Below are 15,836 nucleotides of genomic sequence, written 5' to 3'. Positions count from 1 at the left end.
GGAAGGCCTCTATTGCGCAGATTCGCTAGTAGCTCCCTTTGCGTCAGTTTCCAAACCGTTCGGCGATCTGGTGAGAGACGTTCGTCAGATACGTCGCTCCAAGCGTCGCAGCAATGATGGCCCCCGCGAGATTGAACAGGAGGTCGGTAACGGTGTCGCTCACGCCGTGCTGGGCGAGAGCAGCGTCGAAGCCGTATCGATCGGCAGCGAGGTCGAGCGCGAATTCGACGAGTTCCCACACGACGCCAACGGCGAGGATGAACAACAGGATGAACGCAAACATCGTTCTCGACGGCAAGTACACGTCAGCGGAGTGCAGGTCTATCGTGCGGACAAGCGTGTAGCCCGTCGCCGCAACGATCGATGCTGATAGGGAATGAGTGAGGCTGTCCCACTGCCCGATAAGATCGTAGAGCCCAGCAGACCCAAGGGTATGCAGGAACGCCGCCGTCGTCAGCCAGATAACGAGCTCCGGTTCCATTGGCAGTCGGTAGTTGTGCTCGAGGGCGGCGGGGAGGAAGGTGACCAACAGTGCGATACTGGCGTTGGTGATCGTCGGAACGTCGCGAACCACCAACCCATAGAGAAGAAGCACGCCAAGGATGACCTGCATCGTCACGGTGATCTGGGTGACTCGGCGCTCTGAGAGGTTGAATCGGCCTCTGGTGAGCGACGGCGTCGGCTCAGGGCGTTCTCCCGCTTCTCCGCCGGGGGCCTCTGCGTGTGAGGTCGCTTCGAACGACCGACGCCTGAGGTAGACCGTGAAGAGGATGCCCGCGAGCAGCCCCGCACTCGCCGCGTAGAGGAAGTCGATCATCATCACGTGGTTGGCAGCGTCCTGCGTTCGCCCGCCAAGCAAGTACGAGGTTCCGAGCACGCCATCTGCAATCCACAACGCAACGTTCCACGTCGCACCGGTAGCCAGCGTCGCGATGACGACGAGCGCGACGGTGAATGAGCGATTCATCTGGACCTGGGTGTACGTACGCACGTCGACGGCGACGATCAGCGCAACCGCTGCGACTCCCAGATACACTGTTACCGGAGAGAGCACGGTCTCGCCGAGGAGTATCGCATCGACCGCTGGTATCGCCACCAACACCAGCAGCTCCCAGGGGGGCATGGCGGAGATGTCCCGCAGCGCTACTGCCGGGAGAACAATCAACGCGAGTGCTAAGCCAAGGAAGAACCCCCAGCGATAGGACTCGATAGCTACTTGCGTGATCATGAGGACGGCGAGCATCGCTACGATTGACCAGCCAAGCGCGGCATTGCGCGTTGGAGTGGTGATCGCCCCCCCGAACCGACTGCTGCTCATAGCTAGACTCTCAGTTGGCGAACGGAAATATTGGCGCCCGTACGCCCATCGCTTCGTTCTTCTTCGGTCCGTCGTTCAGCTATTGACCAACCTCCGTTCATCGTCGCTGGTGTGGGTCCACACGGAGTACACCCAGGAGGCTATCAGCCAGACGTGTGGTCGACGCGATAGGGGAACCTACCGGAGAACAGGACTTGACCGACTCGTTTATCTGGCTCGTGTTACTGTTCGCTGGTGCCTGCCTATTTATTCGTGGACATAAATTCATCAAACATGGGTAATATGGGTTAAATCTGCTGTTCGAGTACAACACCAGCTATAAGAAACAGTCGGGAACTGGTATTATAAGGGGCGAACTAGCACGCACTGGGAAATTTATAGTGGAAATTTTGCATATAATATGCTATAAAACCCAATTCATACATTATTCGTTGTATTTTAGATAACACTTTATTTTTCCAATCCCCATGTTGGATTGGGGAATAACACAAATATACTTGTACTTATCGTCCCGAGCCGATGAGCCCCGGACTCGTTTCGGGGGGTTTCGATTCGTCGATTCGTATATGAGAATCAACATATCGCTGTCAAACGTGGCGACAGTACCAGAACGTTGAATCGTCTTCTCTTCTACCACCGCGTATGCATCTCACGCGTCGCGGCTGGGCCACCATTGGGCTCGTCGGTGGTCTCGCCGCGTTCGCCGTGATTCTCCGGTCGTGGCTGTTGTTCGCAGGGACAGCCCTCCTAGGGGCGTGGCTGCTCGCTCGTGCCGTACTGTTCGTTACAGCACTCTCGACGTTCGACGATGCACTGACAGTCAGGCAGTCGATTCCATCGGCAGTACGACCAGACACGGAGACGCCAGTGACGCTCAGTGCAACCATTGAGCGGCCAACAGCACTCACCAGTTCCATCACGCTCCAGCCACCAGTTGTTGCTGAGACGCCATCGCAAGGCCAGCAGCGAATCGAGCTCTCAGACACACACCGAGACGCAGCGACGACAGTCACTGTCCGCCTCTCGGTCGCCGGAGTGGCGACGTTCGATTGCCCTCATATCGTGGTGACAGATGGTGACCTCTTCTGGGAGTCGATTACTCGCGGCGAGCGCCGTCGTATCCAGGTTCAGCCACGCGTTCCGGATGATATCCACATCGGCCAGGGAGGCCAGGAGATTGCATCCGGTTACGGCGAACACGAAGCTATCCGCCCATCTGGTGGGGGCGTAGAACCCGAGTCGATTCGGGAGTACGTCCCCACGGATTCAGTCCGGCAAATCGACTGGAAGGCCACTGCCCGAACCCAGACCACACAGGTCCGAGAGTATCAGGCAGAAACGGATCGCGATTCCATGCTTCTCGTCGATCACCGTGGATCAACGGTCGTTGGTCAGCCCGGCGAGACGGCCCAAGAGTTCATCCGCGAAGTCGCACTCGCCATCGTCGAGAAGGCAGACACTGTCGATGACCCGGTCGGGTGTTTCACAGTCGGAGATGCGGGGATTACCGGTCGGTTCCCGGTCTCGGCCTCGGAGTCGGGCTACAACCGGATTCGTCGGCATCTGACCACGCTCACACCGACAGAACCGACAGCGCTCGACGACACTGCACTGGACTCCTCACAGGAGCGCCGGTCACCAGCAGCGGCTCGACGAGCTGCAACGACACTTTCTGCATCCACAACTAACTCAGACCAGTTCGCACAACTGCTCGCTCCATACTTCGAGGCGAGCGAACGCTATGTCGAGCGAATCGGCCAGGACCCGCTGTTTGCGGCGGCCAGACGGGCGGCGAAGAGCGTCACGCACACGGTCATCTTCACGACCGATAGCAATCGCAGTGAGATCCGAGAGACAGTCAAGCTGGCTCGTCAGGCAGACAGTCTCGTGACTGTCTTCCTCGCCCCCCGAACGTTGTTCGAATCGGGGGGACTCGCCGATCTGGGGTCTGCCTACGATTCGTATCTCGAGTTCGAGGAGTTCAGACGGTCGTTAGCTGGTCTCGACCGCGTGGAAGCATACGAGATTGCACCGGGGGCACGGCTTGCTGCCGTACTTGACAGTCGACGGTCGCGACGGGGGCGAACTGCATGAGTCCAATCACGAGCGAGTTGCGAGACGGCACATCGACTGTGGGGCGGACGGGTACCACATGGGGGACGATGGTTGCCTCGCTGGGTGGCTTCGCTGTTGCTGGCGGACTCGCGTTGTCAGGCGACTTCCTTGCACTGGGTGCGATGCCAGTCGCAATCATCGCCGCCGTAACGCTTGCCACGCCTGTTGCACTCACCGTTTGTGTGCTGCTCGTTGGCCTGTTCGCCCCCTCCAGTACCCTGACACTCCTCGTTACCGGAGGTGGGCTCGCGCTCATCGCAGTCGCAGGACTCGATAGTACAGGACGTCCACTTCTCGGCGTCCTTGTGTTCTCGGTAGTCACAGGCGTGATTGCTGGCCTCGCGTATGGGGCGTGGATGAACTGGCCACCCTGGCTCGCCACGCTCGCGACCGTGACAGCGATTGCAGTACTCGGATATGGGGCCCACCGGTATGAGCGAGTGATGCTGGGACTCGTCACTGACAGCGGCGAGCGAGAGGAGCCCTCATGAGTGAGTCAGCCACTGCAGACCGACCGGCCACGACCGACGCGAGCGACCACGACGACCTCGACCGGGCTGACATGCTCGCGCAGGTTGAAGCCCTTCGGTCAGAAAACGAGCGGCTCCGAGCGGCATACCACGACGCACAGCGCCAGCGCTATCGCCGAACTGCAGTCGGGTTTGGAGTAATTGGGCTGCTCGCACTTGCTGGTGGGACACTCTTTCCCGGCGTTCGAACGATACTACTCGCTATTGGTGGTACGGGGCTGTTCGCGGCCGTGATGACCCTCTACCTCACTCCTGAGTCGTTCGTTCCGGCGAGCATTGGTGAAGCGGTCTCCCGGACGCACTCCGATAACATGGCCGCTATTGCCGCTGATCTGGGATTGAGCGAGAAGCGCGTGTACCTTCGAGCGGGCGATGACACCCGACTGTACCTCCCGCAGTATGACGACTATGAACTACCGGCCGCCGATGCGCTCAGCACGCCCTTTGTCACGACGGACAACACTCGTGAACGCGGACTGTCGCTCAAGCCGACGGGGAACACGCTGTACGAGTCGTTCGAGCGCGCGCATTCGGGGCCCGTCCCGGAGGGGCCAGCCCCACTTGCACAGGCACTCACGGATGCAGCCATCGAACAGTTCGAACTCCTCGCGAGGGCTGAGCCTGACGTCGAATCGGGCCGCCTCGCTATCGGGTGTGCCGGGGCACAAATCACACCGCTGTCCGCACTCGACCATCCAGTTACGTCACTGGTCGCTGTCGGGCTCACAACCCAGCTCGAGACCCCAATAGCGGTCACTGTCCAGAAGTCGGATGACGACCGGTACGATGCGCGCCTCGTCTTCACGTGGGAGGGAGCAGAGGCCAGCTCAAGCTGACTCGGTCCCCGATTCACACTCGATGTCTGTGAGACGAGGGTCTGCGTCTCCCCGTCTATCAATTCGGACCTATTGCTCCGAAGCATCGCCGCCATCACTGACCGGAACGGACTCTACTGCCTCGGTATCGCTTCCCGGTGGTTCGACCGACCCAACGATTTCATCGACGACTTCCCGGGCACTGAGATCGCTGAGCTCTGCGTCCGTGCTTAATACGAGTCGGTGGGCGAGTACGGACTGGGCGAGCGCTTTGACGTCGTCGGGAATCACATACTCACGACCGTGAATCGCTGCCCGAGCTTTCCCAGCGTTCAAAAACGCCAGCGATGCTCGTGGTGATCCACCGTGACGCGTATCCGCAGTGTCGCGGCTGGCCCCGACGATATCCAGAATGTACTCTTTCAACTCTGGAGCAGCGTGAACGGACTCGACCATCTCTCGGGCCTCCAGCAGGTCATTCGGGGTAACGACTCGTTCAACTGCGTCGGGGCCGAGTGTAGGAGCTCTGTCGAACTCGTTCAGGAGCTCGCGTTCTTCGTCGCGAGTTGGTAGCGAGACGTCAAGCTGGAACAAGAAGCGGTCACGCTGTGCTTCTGGCAATTCGAAGGTCCCCTCCATCTCAATCGGATTTTGCGTTGCTACAACGACAAACGGGTCGGGCAAGCTGAGCGTCTCGCCGTCGATTGTCGCGTTTCGCTCTGCCATCGCCTCCAGGAGTGCAGATTGCGTCTTTGGCGTCGCGCGGTTGATCTCGTCGGCGACGACTACGTTGGCAAATATCGGCCCCTTCCGAAGTTCGAACTCACTGGTGGATTCGCGGTAGACAGTCGTTCCCACCACGTCTGCCGGAAGGACGTCCGGCGTCATCTGGATACGGGTATACTGGAGGCCAGTCGTTCGGGCAAATAGATTGGCGATCGTCGTCTTCGCGACGCCTGGGACACCTTCCAGCAGAACATGCCCACGTGTGAGAAGCGCGATGGTGAGGCCCTCTACTACGTCGTCTTTCCCGATGAGGACCGTTCCCATCTCCTTCCGGAGCGCATTGTAAAGCGATTCAGGGTCGCGCGCACTCATTTTACCACTTTACCAATCCACGATGTAAAAACGCTCTTACATCACCCCGAGGGCTGGAACAAGGAGTACAACTTCTTCGCACTTGGAGGGGCTCAATTCTCGGATGGCTCATCGGAGGGGTCTTCCCCACGCTGAGCTCGACTCGTTCGAGTTCCGCGCCATGGATCCCGTGGTCCTTCACCACCGAGCGCAGTCGCGACTCGCTGAATGCGGTCTTCATCCCAGTCTGGTCGCCGCCGTCGAAGTGCTGTTGCCGCTGTCTCTGCATCGAGGCGAGGTGAGATCTGTTCATTGGTACCATGAATGCGGTGTCGGAGTCGGCGGAGTGCCGGCTGTTCACGTAGCGTGGGCCAGTAGAGATACACAGCAATCGCCCAGATGAAGAGGATACCCACCCAGAGCTGGAACAGGAGTGACGCCCGAAACGTCACCAGCACGTACGCGAGTGGTGGTAGACTGGCTGTATGCGAATAGTCGAGTGCGACGCGATCGCTCCCGGAGATGAGATTCTCGATAAACGCACGATTGTCCTGCCGGTCGAGCATCGCGTTGATGAGCGCACTCGAATCACTCACCGTCACGACGTGTCCCTCACCAATGGATTCGACCGTTGCGACAGGCCGACTGGCCAGTGTCTCCGTATCGTCGAGTTCCTCGTTCCGATTCGAGTCCAGATACGCGAACTCCGACGTGGAGACGAGGACGGTCGCGTTCCCAGGCTGCAAGACACTCCCGTAGTTGAGCGTCAGTCGGTCGATGGAGGCCGTGAGATTCGATGCAGTGGCTGACTCATCCGGTTGCGTTGAGCGATTCAGTGCTGTCACGTTCGTCGCAACTGGTAACGCGGGCCCGCGGTAGTACCGTCGCTCGTCACGGACGAGTCGCCCATCAACACGGCTCGATGCCCCGACCGATGCGAGAAGGCTATTCGAGCCCGTGCTGTCGTCAGCAACGACGACTGTCCCCCCACGCTCAACGAACGATTGCACCTGGGCAGACTCGTTCGGACTGTAAGATTCATCGGGCGCGAGTATGAACGCGACACTCTCACTGGAGAGCGAGCGATACTCCGTTGCCTCCTGAATGTAGACCGCATCGGTCCCCTGGCTCTCGGCGATTGTTCGAAGTGAACTACCACCGTCCCACGAGGGATTGAACGCACCGTACGCTGCTCCCGACGTACTAGCGCCAACGACGACCCCCAGGAGAACGACTCCAGTGAGTACCCACAGTGCGATCCGTGGGAGATCTGTCCGCATCGGCTCAGATCACCCCTGGAGGGAGGATCTCCAGAATTCGCTTGATGACGAGATACGCAAAGACGAGCAACCCAGCGGCGATAACCCACTTCAGGCGTGACCGCCAGCGAGGGGTAACTGCTATAGGTGCAGTCAGCTCGACGAGCACAAGAAACGCAATCAGTGAGATAACAAACACGAGTTCCAGTGTCAGGCTTCCCAGTGCTGCCAGAAGGATTATCGCCGAACACGTCGCCGTCAAATGACCGAAGACAAACCGCTGGCGACGTTGCAACCTCATCTACCTCGGGTAATATGCTCCCAGCCCTAAAGCGCGAGGATTCGAACCGAAGCGGACGCGCGGCGAGTAACAGTCATCGTGGGCTGCGGGCTGGAACGATGACGCCGAGCGACGGGTTCACAACCACGTTGAAGCACGTTCAACGCCGCGTTCCAGTCCCGGTCCGTCTCAAACCCGCACGTGGGGCACCTATGCTCGCGAACCCACAGCGGCTTCCACACCGATGACCCGCACGACGCACACTCCAGCGTCGTGTTCTCGGGGTCGACCGTAAGAACGTGACACGCGTTCTTCTCCCCGTGATGCTCGAAGATGCTGATGAGGTCACGCCAGCCGACCTCCGCTTTGGTTCGGGCGTTTGAAATGTCTTCCAACATGCCCTTGACGTTCAGGTCTTCGAGAACCACCGCGTCGAACGTCGTGGTGTAGTGATGGGCGAGCTTGTGCTTGTAGTCCTGCTTCTTGTTGGACATCTCCGCGTGAACCTCAGCAACTCGCTGTCTCTGAGTCTCCTAGTTGTTTGACTCGTGTTCCTTCCGTGACAGCGAGCGTTGCTCACGCTCGAGGCGCTCGCGGTCGTCTGAGAGGTTGAGTCTGCCGACAGACACTCCGTTCGAGTCGTGGGCGTGGTTCAGCACCCCGAGATCGAGCCCGACGCAGTCCGTAGCGTTGATGTCCTCGATAGCGGGTTTCTCTGACGTGTCAGCCTCGACGGTGATCGATGCGTACCACGCGCCGGTGGGCTCGCGTTTGAGCGTGACTGATTTGATGGTCGCGTCTTCGGGCAGGTCACGATGCCACCGAATCGGCACCTCGATGGTCTCGCCTTTGACCTTATTCAACGTGAGTATCGCTCGGCCAGTCCGACCACTCTTCTTGTCGAGTTCGAAGCCGGACTGCTGATACGTGAACGAGCGATACTCTCGCGGTTTCTTCCAGTTGAGCGACCCAACGTTGTAGCCAGCGGCTTTCAACCCGCGAAGGGAGTTGATGGCTTTGGCAATGCGTTAGATGGCGAGTTGGGACACCTTCGAGTAGATGTCGCTGAGTCTCGGCCACCACTGCTTGAGGTCGGGGAGTTCGTCACTCACCATCCTGACGCGTTGTTTGACCGTGCCTGCGTCGTCGAGTATCTCCTTGAATCGCTTGAGGGCGTCGTTGTTCAGTTGCCGGAGCGTGTCGAGTTGCCAGCCCATCAGTCCGCGTTGCTCCGTGGACGGGAGTGCGCGGTAGCGTGGACTGTATTTCATGGCTCCGACACACTCAAATTATCGTCGTGTTGTAACTTGAATGTACAGTTCACGGCGAGCCTGTGAGTCAGCAACCGAGGACGTGAACAACTGATGACGGCGTTGACGAGAGCACGGCTCTCGTCCGCACACCAGAACGCTCTGCGTTCTGGGGACGCTGTATCCCCACCCTACTCGCTCCCGTTGGTCGCTCCTTGAGGGTGGGGGCTTAGCGCGTATAAACAGCTATCAGTCTCGTCGCTGAATCATTCGCTAATGTGGCCATGGGGGCATGCGGCGCTCGGCTATCTCATCTATCGGGTCGCTCGGCATAGTCGTGATCAATCATGGCCGCCAGGCGACGGTCCAGCGATTGCAGTGGCGCTCGGCACGCAGTTTCCAGACCTCATCGACAAGCCGCTTGCGTGGTCTCTCAATGTGCTCCCCTCGGGGAGATCGTTCGCCCATTCGATCTTCATTGCAACAATCATCTGCAGCATCGCTATCGTGGTGTCCCGTCGATATGGCTACAGAACGCCTGCGTGGGCATTCTCGATCGGCTATTGTGCCCATCTCCTCGGGGATGCCTTACTGCCAATCTTGCAATTAGACACGGAGTTCCTCACGTTTCTCGCATGGCCGCTCTTACCCCCGCCCCCCTATGAGAACGACTCAGGCTTTATCGAACACTTCGTGAACGTCACCCCTGACCCGTTCACCCTGTTCGGCCTCGCATTAACCCTCGCTGTACTGGGCCTCTGGGCTCATGACCGATACCCAGGGATTCGATGGCTCGTACGCTAATGACATCCTCCTCACCGTGAACGGCGAGGCTTGCGCCTCGCGACTTTCCACCAATCATGCAAGGCGAATCCCTCAGGAGGTGACTCTGAGCGGCTCGCTGAACAGCCCGATAGATTCCTAGCAGTACATCGATGCATATTTGTTACTAACAACTCACGCACCGACTATGTCTTGTGAGGGCCTCTATACGCTGATTGGCCTCTTGCTCAGTGCCAATGGGGCGACCTGGGTGTTTCTCAGTCACGACGTTCTCTTTGGACTGACGTACGCTAATCTGCTAAGCTTAGCACTCACTGTTGCTGCGGGAGCGTTGTGGGTGCATGATGGCTACCCTGGATTTCGGTGGTTACTCACCCGAGTACGCCGGACTGAAGAGTAATCTACAGGCGGAGCAGGCCGAGTGCCTCGGAGCTTGACCCCGAGGCAGTTCACGAACCGCCCGAATTGAGCGTTCCATCGGCGAGGGTATACTGTTCATCGAATGCACCACTGAGCTGCGTATCGTGACTGATGACGACGACTGCGGTATCGAACGTCTCGTGAACAGAAAACAGCGTGTCGAGGACGTCGTCGGTCGTCTGTGGGTCTAACTGGCCCGTTGGCTCGTCTGCGAGGATGACGCTTGGTCGATTGGCGAGCGCACGGGCAATCGCGACTCGCTGGCGTTCCCCTCCAGAGAGCGTCGGTGGGAGTCGATGGGTGAGCGGTGCAATCCCCAGTTGATCGAACAATGAGTTGAGCCAGTCTTCATCGAGTTCGCCAGCGTGCTCCTGTGGAACCCGAGCGTTTTCGAACGCTGTGAGATCATCTATGAGTTTGAAATCCTGGAAGACAAACCCAAGGTGATTTCGACGAAGGGCCGCTCGCTTTCGTTCGGGTAGCGTCGCGGCGTCATCGCCATCTATCTTGAGAGTTCCAGAATCAGGGGTCGACAGCAGGCCGAGCACAGAGAACAGCGTAGACTTCCCGGCCCCGCTCGCACCCTGAATGAGGGTTCGAGCTGAACTCGGAATGGTAAGTGAGAGTTCATCGAGGACTGGTTCGCCACCACGTGAGACGGAGATATCGCGAGCAGTGATGACGGTATCGTCGGTCATCGCGTCCCCTCACTGAGGACCGACTGCTCACACTGGCCGTTCACCCACCGAACGACCGTCGACTCACTCCCTCCACCGTTATAGATGATGTCCCCTGTCATTACCCACTGCTCGTATGCGGCCGTGGATAGTGACAGCGGTTTCGGTACTGCTGGCGCTCCCCGCGTCGTCCATATTTCACGGCCAATCGTTGGACAAGCAGGCTGCGAAGCGTCCCCCCGAAGCCAGGCGCTTGTCGGAGTATCGACCACGTTTGCACCCCGGTACTTCGTGCCGATGTGAGTGAAGTGATCGTCACTTGCCCACGTACCATTCATGTGCTCGGTCGCGAACATCACCGTCTCGAACTCGGTCGGCTCGGTGACGGCCTCGAACGGAATCGTCCCGAGGCCAGCGAATGGAAATGGCGCGGAGATGAGTATTGCAATCACGACGATGACTGTAGCCATACGACCAAGCGTCGGTCGTCGGTGAGCGAGTATCGCGAGTGCGACGGCTGCGATGACAACCACTCCCAGATGCATAAACGTCGTCGAGCGAGTGAGCAGTGCCTGATATTCGGGCGTTCGCCCCCCGGTTAGTGCGAATCCAATGGCAGCGAGAGGAGCGATGACGACTGCGACCATCGCGATGCCCTGACTCTGCTTGGTGGTTACCCAGGGAATGCCAACAGCGGCCACAACCAGGAGAGTGACGAGCGGAACGGTGTAGATCAGTAACCAGATCGATGTTGTCGGCATCCCGGGGAACACAGGGACGAACGCGTTGAACGTGAACACGAGCACGCCGAGGCTGAATACAGTAACCGGGACTCCACGCTGCACTCGTGGAGATGTTCGGTCGAGCCATCGGGCCACCCCAACGATGAGAATCGTCCAGGCGATAAACAGCCCAGGCGCTGCAGAGATGGTCGCGGCATTCGGTAGCTCGACGACTTCGTAATACCCGAACGCGAGCGCCCAGAATCCAACGACGCCAATCGTCCCACCGAGCGCACGACGAATCGTGAACTGACGACCCACGGCGAGTGCGGTTAGGACGGTACCGATGAGCCCCACGACGAACGTGCTCCCATTGTGGACGATGGGCATCAGCGCGCTCAGAATGGCTGTGAGAGCGAGCCAGCGTCGCGACCCGGTCTGGAGCCCTCGATGAAGCGAGAGCACGATGCATGCGATAAACGATAGACCGTAGACCTCGCTGCTGATCGTCGCTGTTCGCCACAGATAGAGCCCCTCTACAGAGAGTCCAATCCCGGCGAGTGCCATCGCCCCTCGCCGATGCGCCCGTGGGAGATCTGCGGTAAGTGACCGCGCATACGCGACTGCGACAAGCGAGGGGACGATAGCTAGGCAGGCGATGAGTATTTGGACGAGATAGAGAGGCGACATCCCGACCACTTCGCTCACCATCGCGAGCAGCATGTCGAACAGGTACTCGTCGGGGTATGGTGCTGCGGGGCCACTGAACGCGAGGTGATTGTTCTGCAGGATCAGTTCGCTATACCGAACGAATACAAACGCATCAGTGTTGAACGGCAGCGGCGAGAAGTGCAACGGCAGTAGTCGAGTCGCGACTCCGACCGCGATCACAGCAAGCACGAGTACCAGGTCGAGACGGCGTCGTGGACTCATTGGCTACCTCCGAACAGTCGGGATGGGTCGGCTCTTACGTACCGAGCAACGACCATGACCGCACTGACGAGTGCGAGGCCGAGTGCACCGAGTACGATACCACCGATCAGAGCAAGCGGAGCCTGCGGGGCAAGCTGGACGCCGAACACGGTCAGGGCGCCAGCCCACGACAATGCGGTGAGCGTGATGACCGCAAGCAGCGCGCCACCGAGACCGGCAGGGATGGCGATTCGCAGTGCATCACTGAGAACCAATTTGCCCACCTGCAGCGGCCCAGCACCGACAGCTCGATGCACGCCGATATCACGGCGACGGGCCTGCACGGCGTCTGCAAATGAGGCGATGGTACTCCCGACGGTCATCACAACACCGAGGCCGAGCAGTGTCGCTAACACGAGCCCGATATTCCCGAAGGCTCTGGCGATGAACCCACTCGTTCCCACGCCGCCTGAGACGCGGCCACTCGATGCAATTGCACTGGCGAGGCGCTCATCACCCGTCACTCGATACTGCTGTTCGATCGTGGTTCCATTGACCGTCGCCTCTACGGTGTAGGTTCCAGGGGGCCGACGCTCGAGATTTGCAGCGACCGCCTTGGATGCGCCTGGTGCCAGTCGAACTGCTTGGTTGACTGTCGCGCCAGGCCCGGATACCGAGACCGACGCTGTCTGTGGAGTAGACCACGGATTCGAGACACGCACGCGCGCTGTCGGAGCGGTCAACACTCCGGTCTCGTTCACCATCGAGAGTTGGACGGTCGGGGTTCGCTGTACGTCTTCGTTGACCCGTAGTTGCCGTGACACTGAGCGATTACCGGCCACGACACGGAGGCTGTAGGTCCCATCGGCAGTTGGTAGCTGGACCCGGGCCCTTCCTTTGGGAGTCGTGCCCACCGAGCGGTCACCGAGTGTGACCGTCGCGTTCGAAACCGACTGCCCAGTCGCCGTCGTAACTCGAAGCTCGAACGTGGCATTTGGTGGTGCTGTTTTCGGCACCTGTGACAATCGCAATGCAGTCGGTGTGACGACCCGAACCGACTGGTTCGTCTCTCCGACGCGAATCGTCTGTGTACCCGGGTCTTCCGCAGTGAAACGGAATGTCACCGTCCGTTGCTGGTCGGCTGTGAGCGATATCTGTGTAGACTGTTCCTGTGAGCCAAACGTCGCTCGGAGCGTCTCGGTCGTCGTGTCCTGCCCTACGTTACGCACCTGCACTCGAACTGGTAGCTGTTCGCCCGCAACGACCTGTCTGGGGGTGCTCACGTCGAGAACGGCGACACCCCCACGCGCCCCACGCTGGGGCCGATCAGCGAGGCGAATGAGGTTCACCTTCCCCTGTCGGACCGTCGAGAGATGCCGAGCGACCGGCAGGGACACGAGGAGGTGGTCATCAGCTGCCCCACTCGCCGAGAACGTCCCGACGATCTCTACCGTCGCCACCCCGGCTTTCGTGGACCCCCCCAGTGCGAGTTCGTCTCCAGGGCCAACTCCCAGAGTCGTGGCGAGGTCGGTGCCAATGACTGCCTCGTCATCGTCAGTTGCATTCGGTGCTCGGCCTGCCACGAGTTTGGCGTCTGTGACATTCTGATAGGCGTCAAACTGGACGCCTCGGGCGGGGAACGGATGGCCATCAGACACCTGAAAGAGCAGTATCTCCGGACTTGCGGCTGTGCCAGCGCGCTGTAGTGCCTCAGCATAGGCCACATCGACCTGACTTGCAACTGGGTGGACCGCATTCGGCGCAACAATCGTCCCGCCCTGCTGGTCTGTCGCGCCTACACTGCCGACGACTCCACCAAGCGAGAAGACGACAAGTACGAACGCGATGAAGACAGCGAGCGTTGCCGTCGTTGGCACGACCGCTCCACTCGGCAGAAACGAGGGGCCACCGGGCCATCGTCGGGATGAATTGTTCTTCACATCAAGTGGCTCTCCGCTGACGACCTGCCGTCCAGCGAGCCCACCTGCAAGGATGCCAACACAGACGAGTGCCCCAAGCATTCCGGCAACAACGAGCGCTGTCTGAGCGCTCATCGCCATCGGAAGGCCAATCGGGAACCCGAGCGTAATGGCGATGTTCGCTGCTGCATTCGGAATAATCACCCCGAATGCATAGCCAAGGGCGATACCGATGAGTGTGAGGAGTCCTGCCCGAGCGGCGACCAGCATGAGGACGGTACGTTGAGTCGCTCCAGTCGCGCGCAACACGCGAAGTGTTTCCCGACGTTCGCGAACCGTCATGCGGGTTACGCTGAAGATGATGACGCCGATGAGAACGGCTGCGCCAGCACACACAACGGTCAAGAGGCCGAGTACTTGCTGTGTACCGGCGATAAAGAACGCAAGAGCGCCAATCAGTGGAGCACCAGATTGCGGAACTGGATCGGATGACTCGCGAATGACGAGGGCCCGATCAGCTCCCAGTTCCCGAGCCGTTGATGCATCCGTGATGAGCCATGAATCGGGGAAAGGCGTGTCATCACTGCGCTTGACCACCCCCCTTTCGAGCGTGGTTTGCTCGCCAGCGATTGTGACGGTCCTACCGGATAGTGGCCCGGCAACACCGTTTGGAACTGCAATGTCCTGTGACGTTGTAGTGGGCACGCCAAGAAGTGTGTAGGGCTCTCCATTGACCGAGACTGCTGTGATTGGAAACGTTGTACCATCACCTGCACCTGCAGCATCGCTGGTCAATTCGACTGCTGTCTCCGATCCAAGATTGCCTGCAATCGTCGTCGTGTACCCTGAGACAGCGAGCAATACGACGACTGCTCCCACGAGGAATGCGGTCGCGACCGCTACGATGAGTACTGCAAGCCGGTCCCTGCTGGACCAACGTGTGAGAAGAGCACGTCGGTAACTCACAGAGACCATTGCTCCATTGTGTACCGTCTTGAATGCCGAACTGATATATCCGTCTCAATCGCGCAGCCCTATCGTGTGATGTGTTGCTGGCCGAGCTGGGTGTCTCCACCTTTAGAATAAAAGCACGCTCAACATCACTCTCCATCACGACCAGCTGCGGCCAACCTTCGTCTCTTACGCAACTCGATTATCCCGTTGCCAGTGAGAACCAAGGCTCCAACTCAAACGGTGTGGTTGCTCCCTCCATTGTGATACAATATTGCTACATCGCGGTCACAGCTGACACATTCTGGCGTGTGTCTACCTAAGGTCGCTGTTGGTGAGGAATTGATTATAGCCGACCCAACCCTCATAAATTGAAATTGTAGGAATTTTTAAACTATAATTGGTATTTATCGTCGGACAGGTATGCCAAGCGGGGTGGGTGTAGTCCGGATCAGGGTAATGGGAATCGAGGAGAGAGTCCTGAAGAATTTGTGTGAGTCCCTCGACCAACTCGAAAGCGAGATTCAGGTACTCGAACTCACGCCTGAGCATCGGTACGACACAGTAGACTGTGTTATCGTTGGATCTGAAGTCTCTCGACAGATAGCGCGGTGTTCTGAGATTACAGCCACCTCCATGATCCTGCCTGTGGTCGCGATAGCCATCGAAACACTTGGCCAAAGCTTCGTCGCCACTTCCCACATCGACAAAACGCTCATCGCTACGACCAACTCCGGACGGAACTACTGACGCGGTTGTATAGTGAGGACCCACAATGGTCAGAGTGGGTGGCCGGATTCGACCGTAT

12 protein-coding genes and 1 pseudogene are annotated in these 15,836 nt (G+C 59.0%); 5 read left to right on the top strand and 8 right to left on the bottom strand.

The annotated features are described in order from the left end of the window. Nucleotides 1–43: 43 nt before the first annotated feature. Entirely contained in the window at nucleotides 44–1,318 is a 1,275-nt protein-coding gene (locus tag MX571_RS14155; protein ID WP_247417896.1) for a DUF2238 domain-containing protein, read from the bottom strand. Between the two features lie 642 nt (nucleotides 1,319–1,960). Between MX571_RS14155 and MX571_RS14150 the strand changes: the two genes are divergently transcribed. From MX571_RS14150 to MX571_RS14140, 3 genes are read left to right on the top strand one after another with little or no spacing between them, the layout of a single operon-like run. Continuing rightward, a complete protein-coding gene (locus MX571_RS14150) occupies nucleotides 1,961–3,412 on the top strand; it encodes a DUF58 domain-containing protein (RefSeq protein ID WP_247417893.1) in 1,452 nt (483 codons plus the stop codon). Next, on the top strand, nucleotides 3,409–3,924 hold the full coding sequence (locus MX571_RS14145; protein WP_465261045.1) for a DUF8163 family membrane protein: 516 nt from the start codon (nucleotides 3,409–3,411) through the stop codon (nucleotides 3,922–3,924). The genes MX571_RS14150 and MX571_RS14145 overlap by 4 nt, the downstream gene beginning before the upstream one ends. Then, nucleotides 3,921–4,799, top strand: coding sequence for a DUF7982 domain-containing protein (locus tag MX571_RS14140; protein WP_247417889.1), 879 nt, complete (start codon nucleotides 3,921–3,923; stop codon nucleotides 4,797–4,799). The genes MX571_RS14145 and MX571_RS14140 overlap by 4 nt, the downstream gene beginning before the upstream one ends. Nucleotides 4,800–4,868: 69 nt before the next feature. On the opposite strand, the gene MX571_RS14135 is transcribed toward MX571_RS14140, so the two are convergent. The 4 genes and pseudogenes from MX571_RS14135 to MX571_RS22740 all read right to left on the bottom strand — a co-directional run bounded on the left by MX571_RS14135 (nucleotide 4,869) and on the right by MX571_RS22740 (nucleotide 8,665). After that, entirely contained in the window at nucleotides 4,869–5,876 is a 1,008-nt protein-coding gene (locus tag MX571_RS14135; protein WP_247417885.1) for an AAA family ATPase, read from the bottom strand. A gap of 92 nt (nucleotides 5,877–5,968) precedes the next feature. Beyond that, nucleotides 5,969–7,135, bottom strand: coding sequence for a DUF4350 domain-containing protein (locus MX571_RS14130; protein ID WP_247417882.1), 1,167 nt, complete (start codon nucleotides 7,133–7,135; stop codon nucleotides 5,969–5,971). Nucleotides 7,136–7,139: 4 nt separating this feature from the next. Continuing rightward, nucleotides 7,140–7,415 carry a DUF8044 family membrane protein gene (locus tag MX571_RS14125; protein ID WP_247417881.1) on the bottom strand — a complete coding sequence of 92 codons (276 nt, stop codon included), beginning with the start codon at nucleotides 7,413–7,415 and terminating at the stop codon, nucleotides 7,140–7,142. A 26-nt stretch (nucleotides 7,416–7,441) separates the two neighbouring features. Then, nucleotides 7,442–8,665: pseudogene (locus MX571_RS22740) on the bottom strand (RNA-guided endonuclease InsQ/TnpB family protein). A gap of 255 nt (nucleotides 8,666–8,920) precedes the next feature. Between MX571_RS22740 and MX571_RS22735 the strand changes: the two are divergent. After that, nucleotides 8,921–9,448 carry a metal-dependent hydrolase gene (locus MX571_RS22735; protein ID WP_368409028.1) on the top strand — a complete coding sequence of 176 codons (528 nt, stop codon included), beginning with the start codon at nucleotides 8,921–8,923 and terminating at the stop codon, nucleotides 9,446–9,448. Nucleotides 9,449–9,876: 428 nt separating this feature from the next. Here MX571_RS22735 and MX571_RS14105 read toward each other — a convergent pair whose 3' ends face one another. The 3 genes from MX571_RS14105 to MX571_RS14095 are packed head-to-tail and all read right to left on the bottom strand — an operon-like array spanning nucleotide 9,877 to nucleotide 14,956. Beyond that, entirely contained in the window at nucleotides 9,877–10,545 is a 669-nt protein-coding gene (locus MX571_RS14105) for an ABC transporter ATP-binding protein (RefSeq protein ID WP_247417876.1), read from the bottom strand. Continuing rightward, nucleotides 10,542–12,179, bottom strand: coding sequence for a hypothetical protein (locus MX571_RS14100; protein ID WP_247417874.1), 1,638 nt, complete (start codon nucleotides 12,177–12,179; stop codon nucleotides 10,542–10,544). Before MX571_RS14100 ends, MX571_RS14105 begins: the two co-directional genes overlap by 4 nt. Continuing rightward, on the bottom strand, nucleotides 12,176–14,956 hold the full coding sequence (locus MX571_RS14095) for an ABC transporter permease (protein ID WP_247417871.1): 2,781 nt from the start codon (nucleotides 14,954–14,956) through the stop codon (nucleotides 12,176–12,178). Before MX571_RS14095 ends, MX571_RS14100 begins: the two co-directional genes overlap by 4 nt. 495 nt (nucleotides 14,957–15,451) lie before the next feature. On the opposite strand from MX571_RS14095, the gene MX571_RS14090 reads away from it, so the two are divergent. Continuing rightward, nucleotides 15,452–15,778, top strand: a complete 327-nt coding sequence (locus tag MX571_RS14090) for a hypothetical protein (protein WP_247417869.1) — start codon at nucleotides 15,452–15,454, stop codon at nucleotides 15,776–15,778. The last annotated feature ends 58 nt before the right edge of the window (nucleotides 15,779–15,836 follow it).

This window comes from Halomarina salina (genome assembly GCF_023074835.1).
Lineage (GTDB): Archaea > Halobacteriota > Halobacteria > Halobacteriales > Haloarculaceae > Halomarina > Halomarina salina.
The sequence above is the reverse complement of the archived record's forward strand: the minus strand, read 5'-3'. Positions and strand labels throughout refer to the sequence as shown.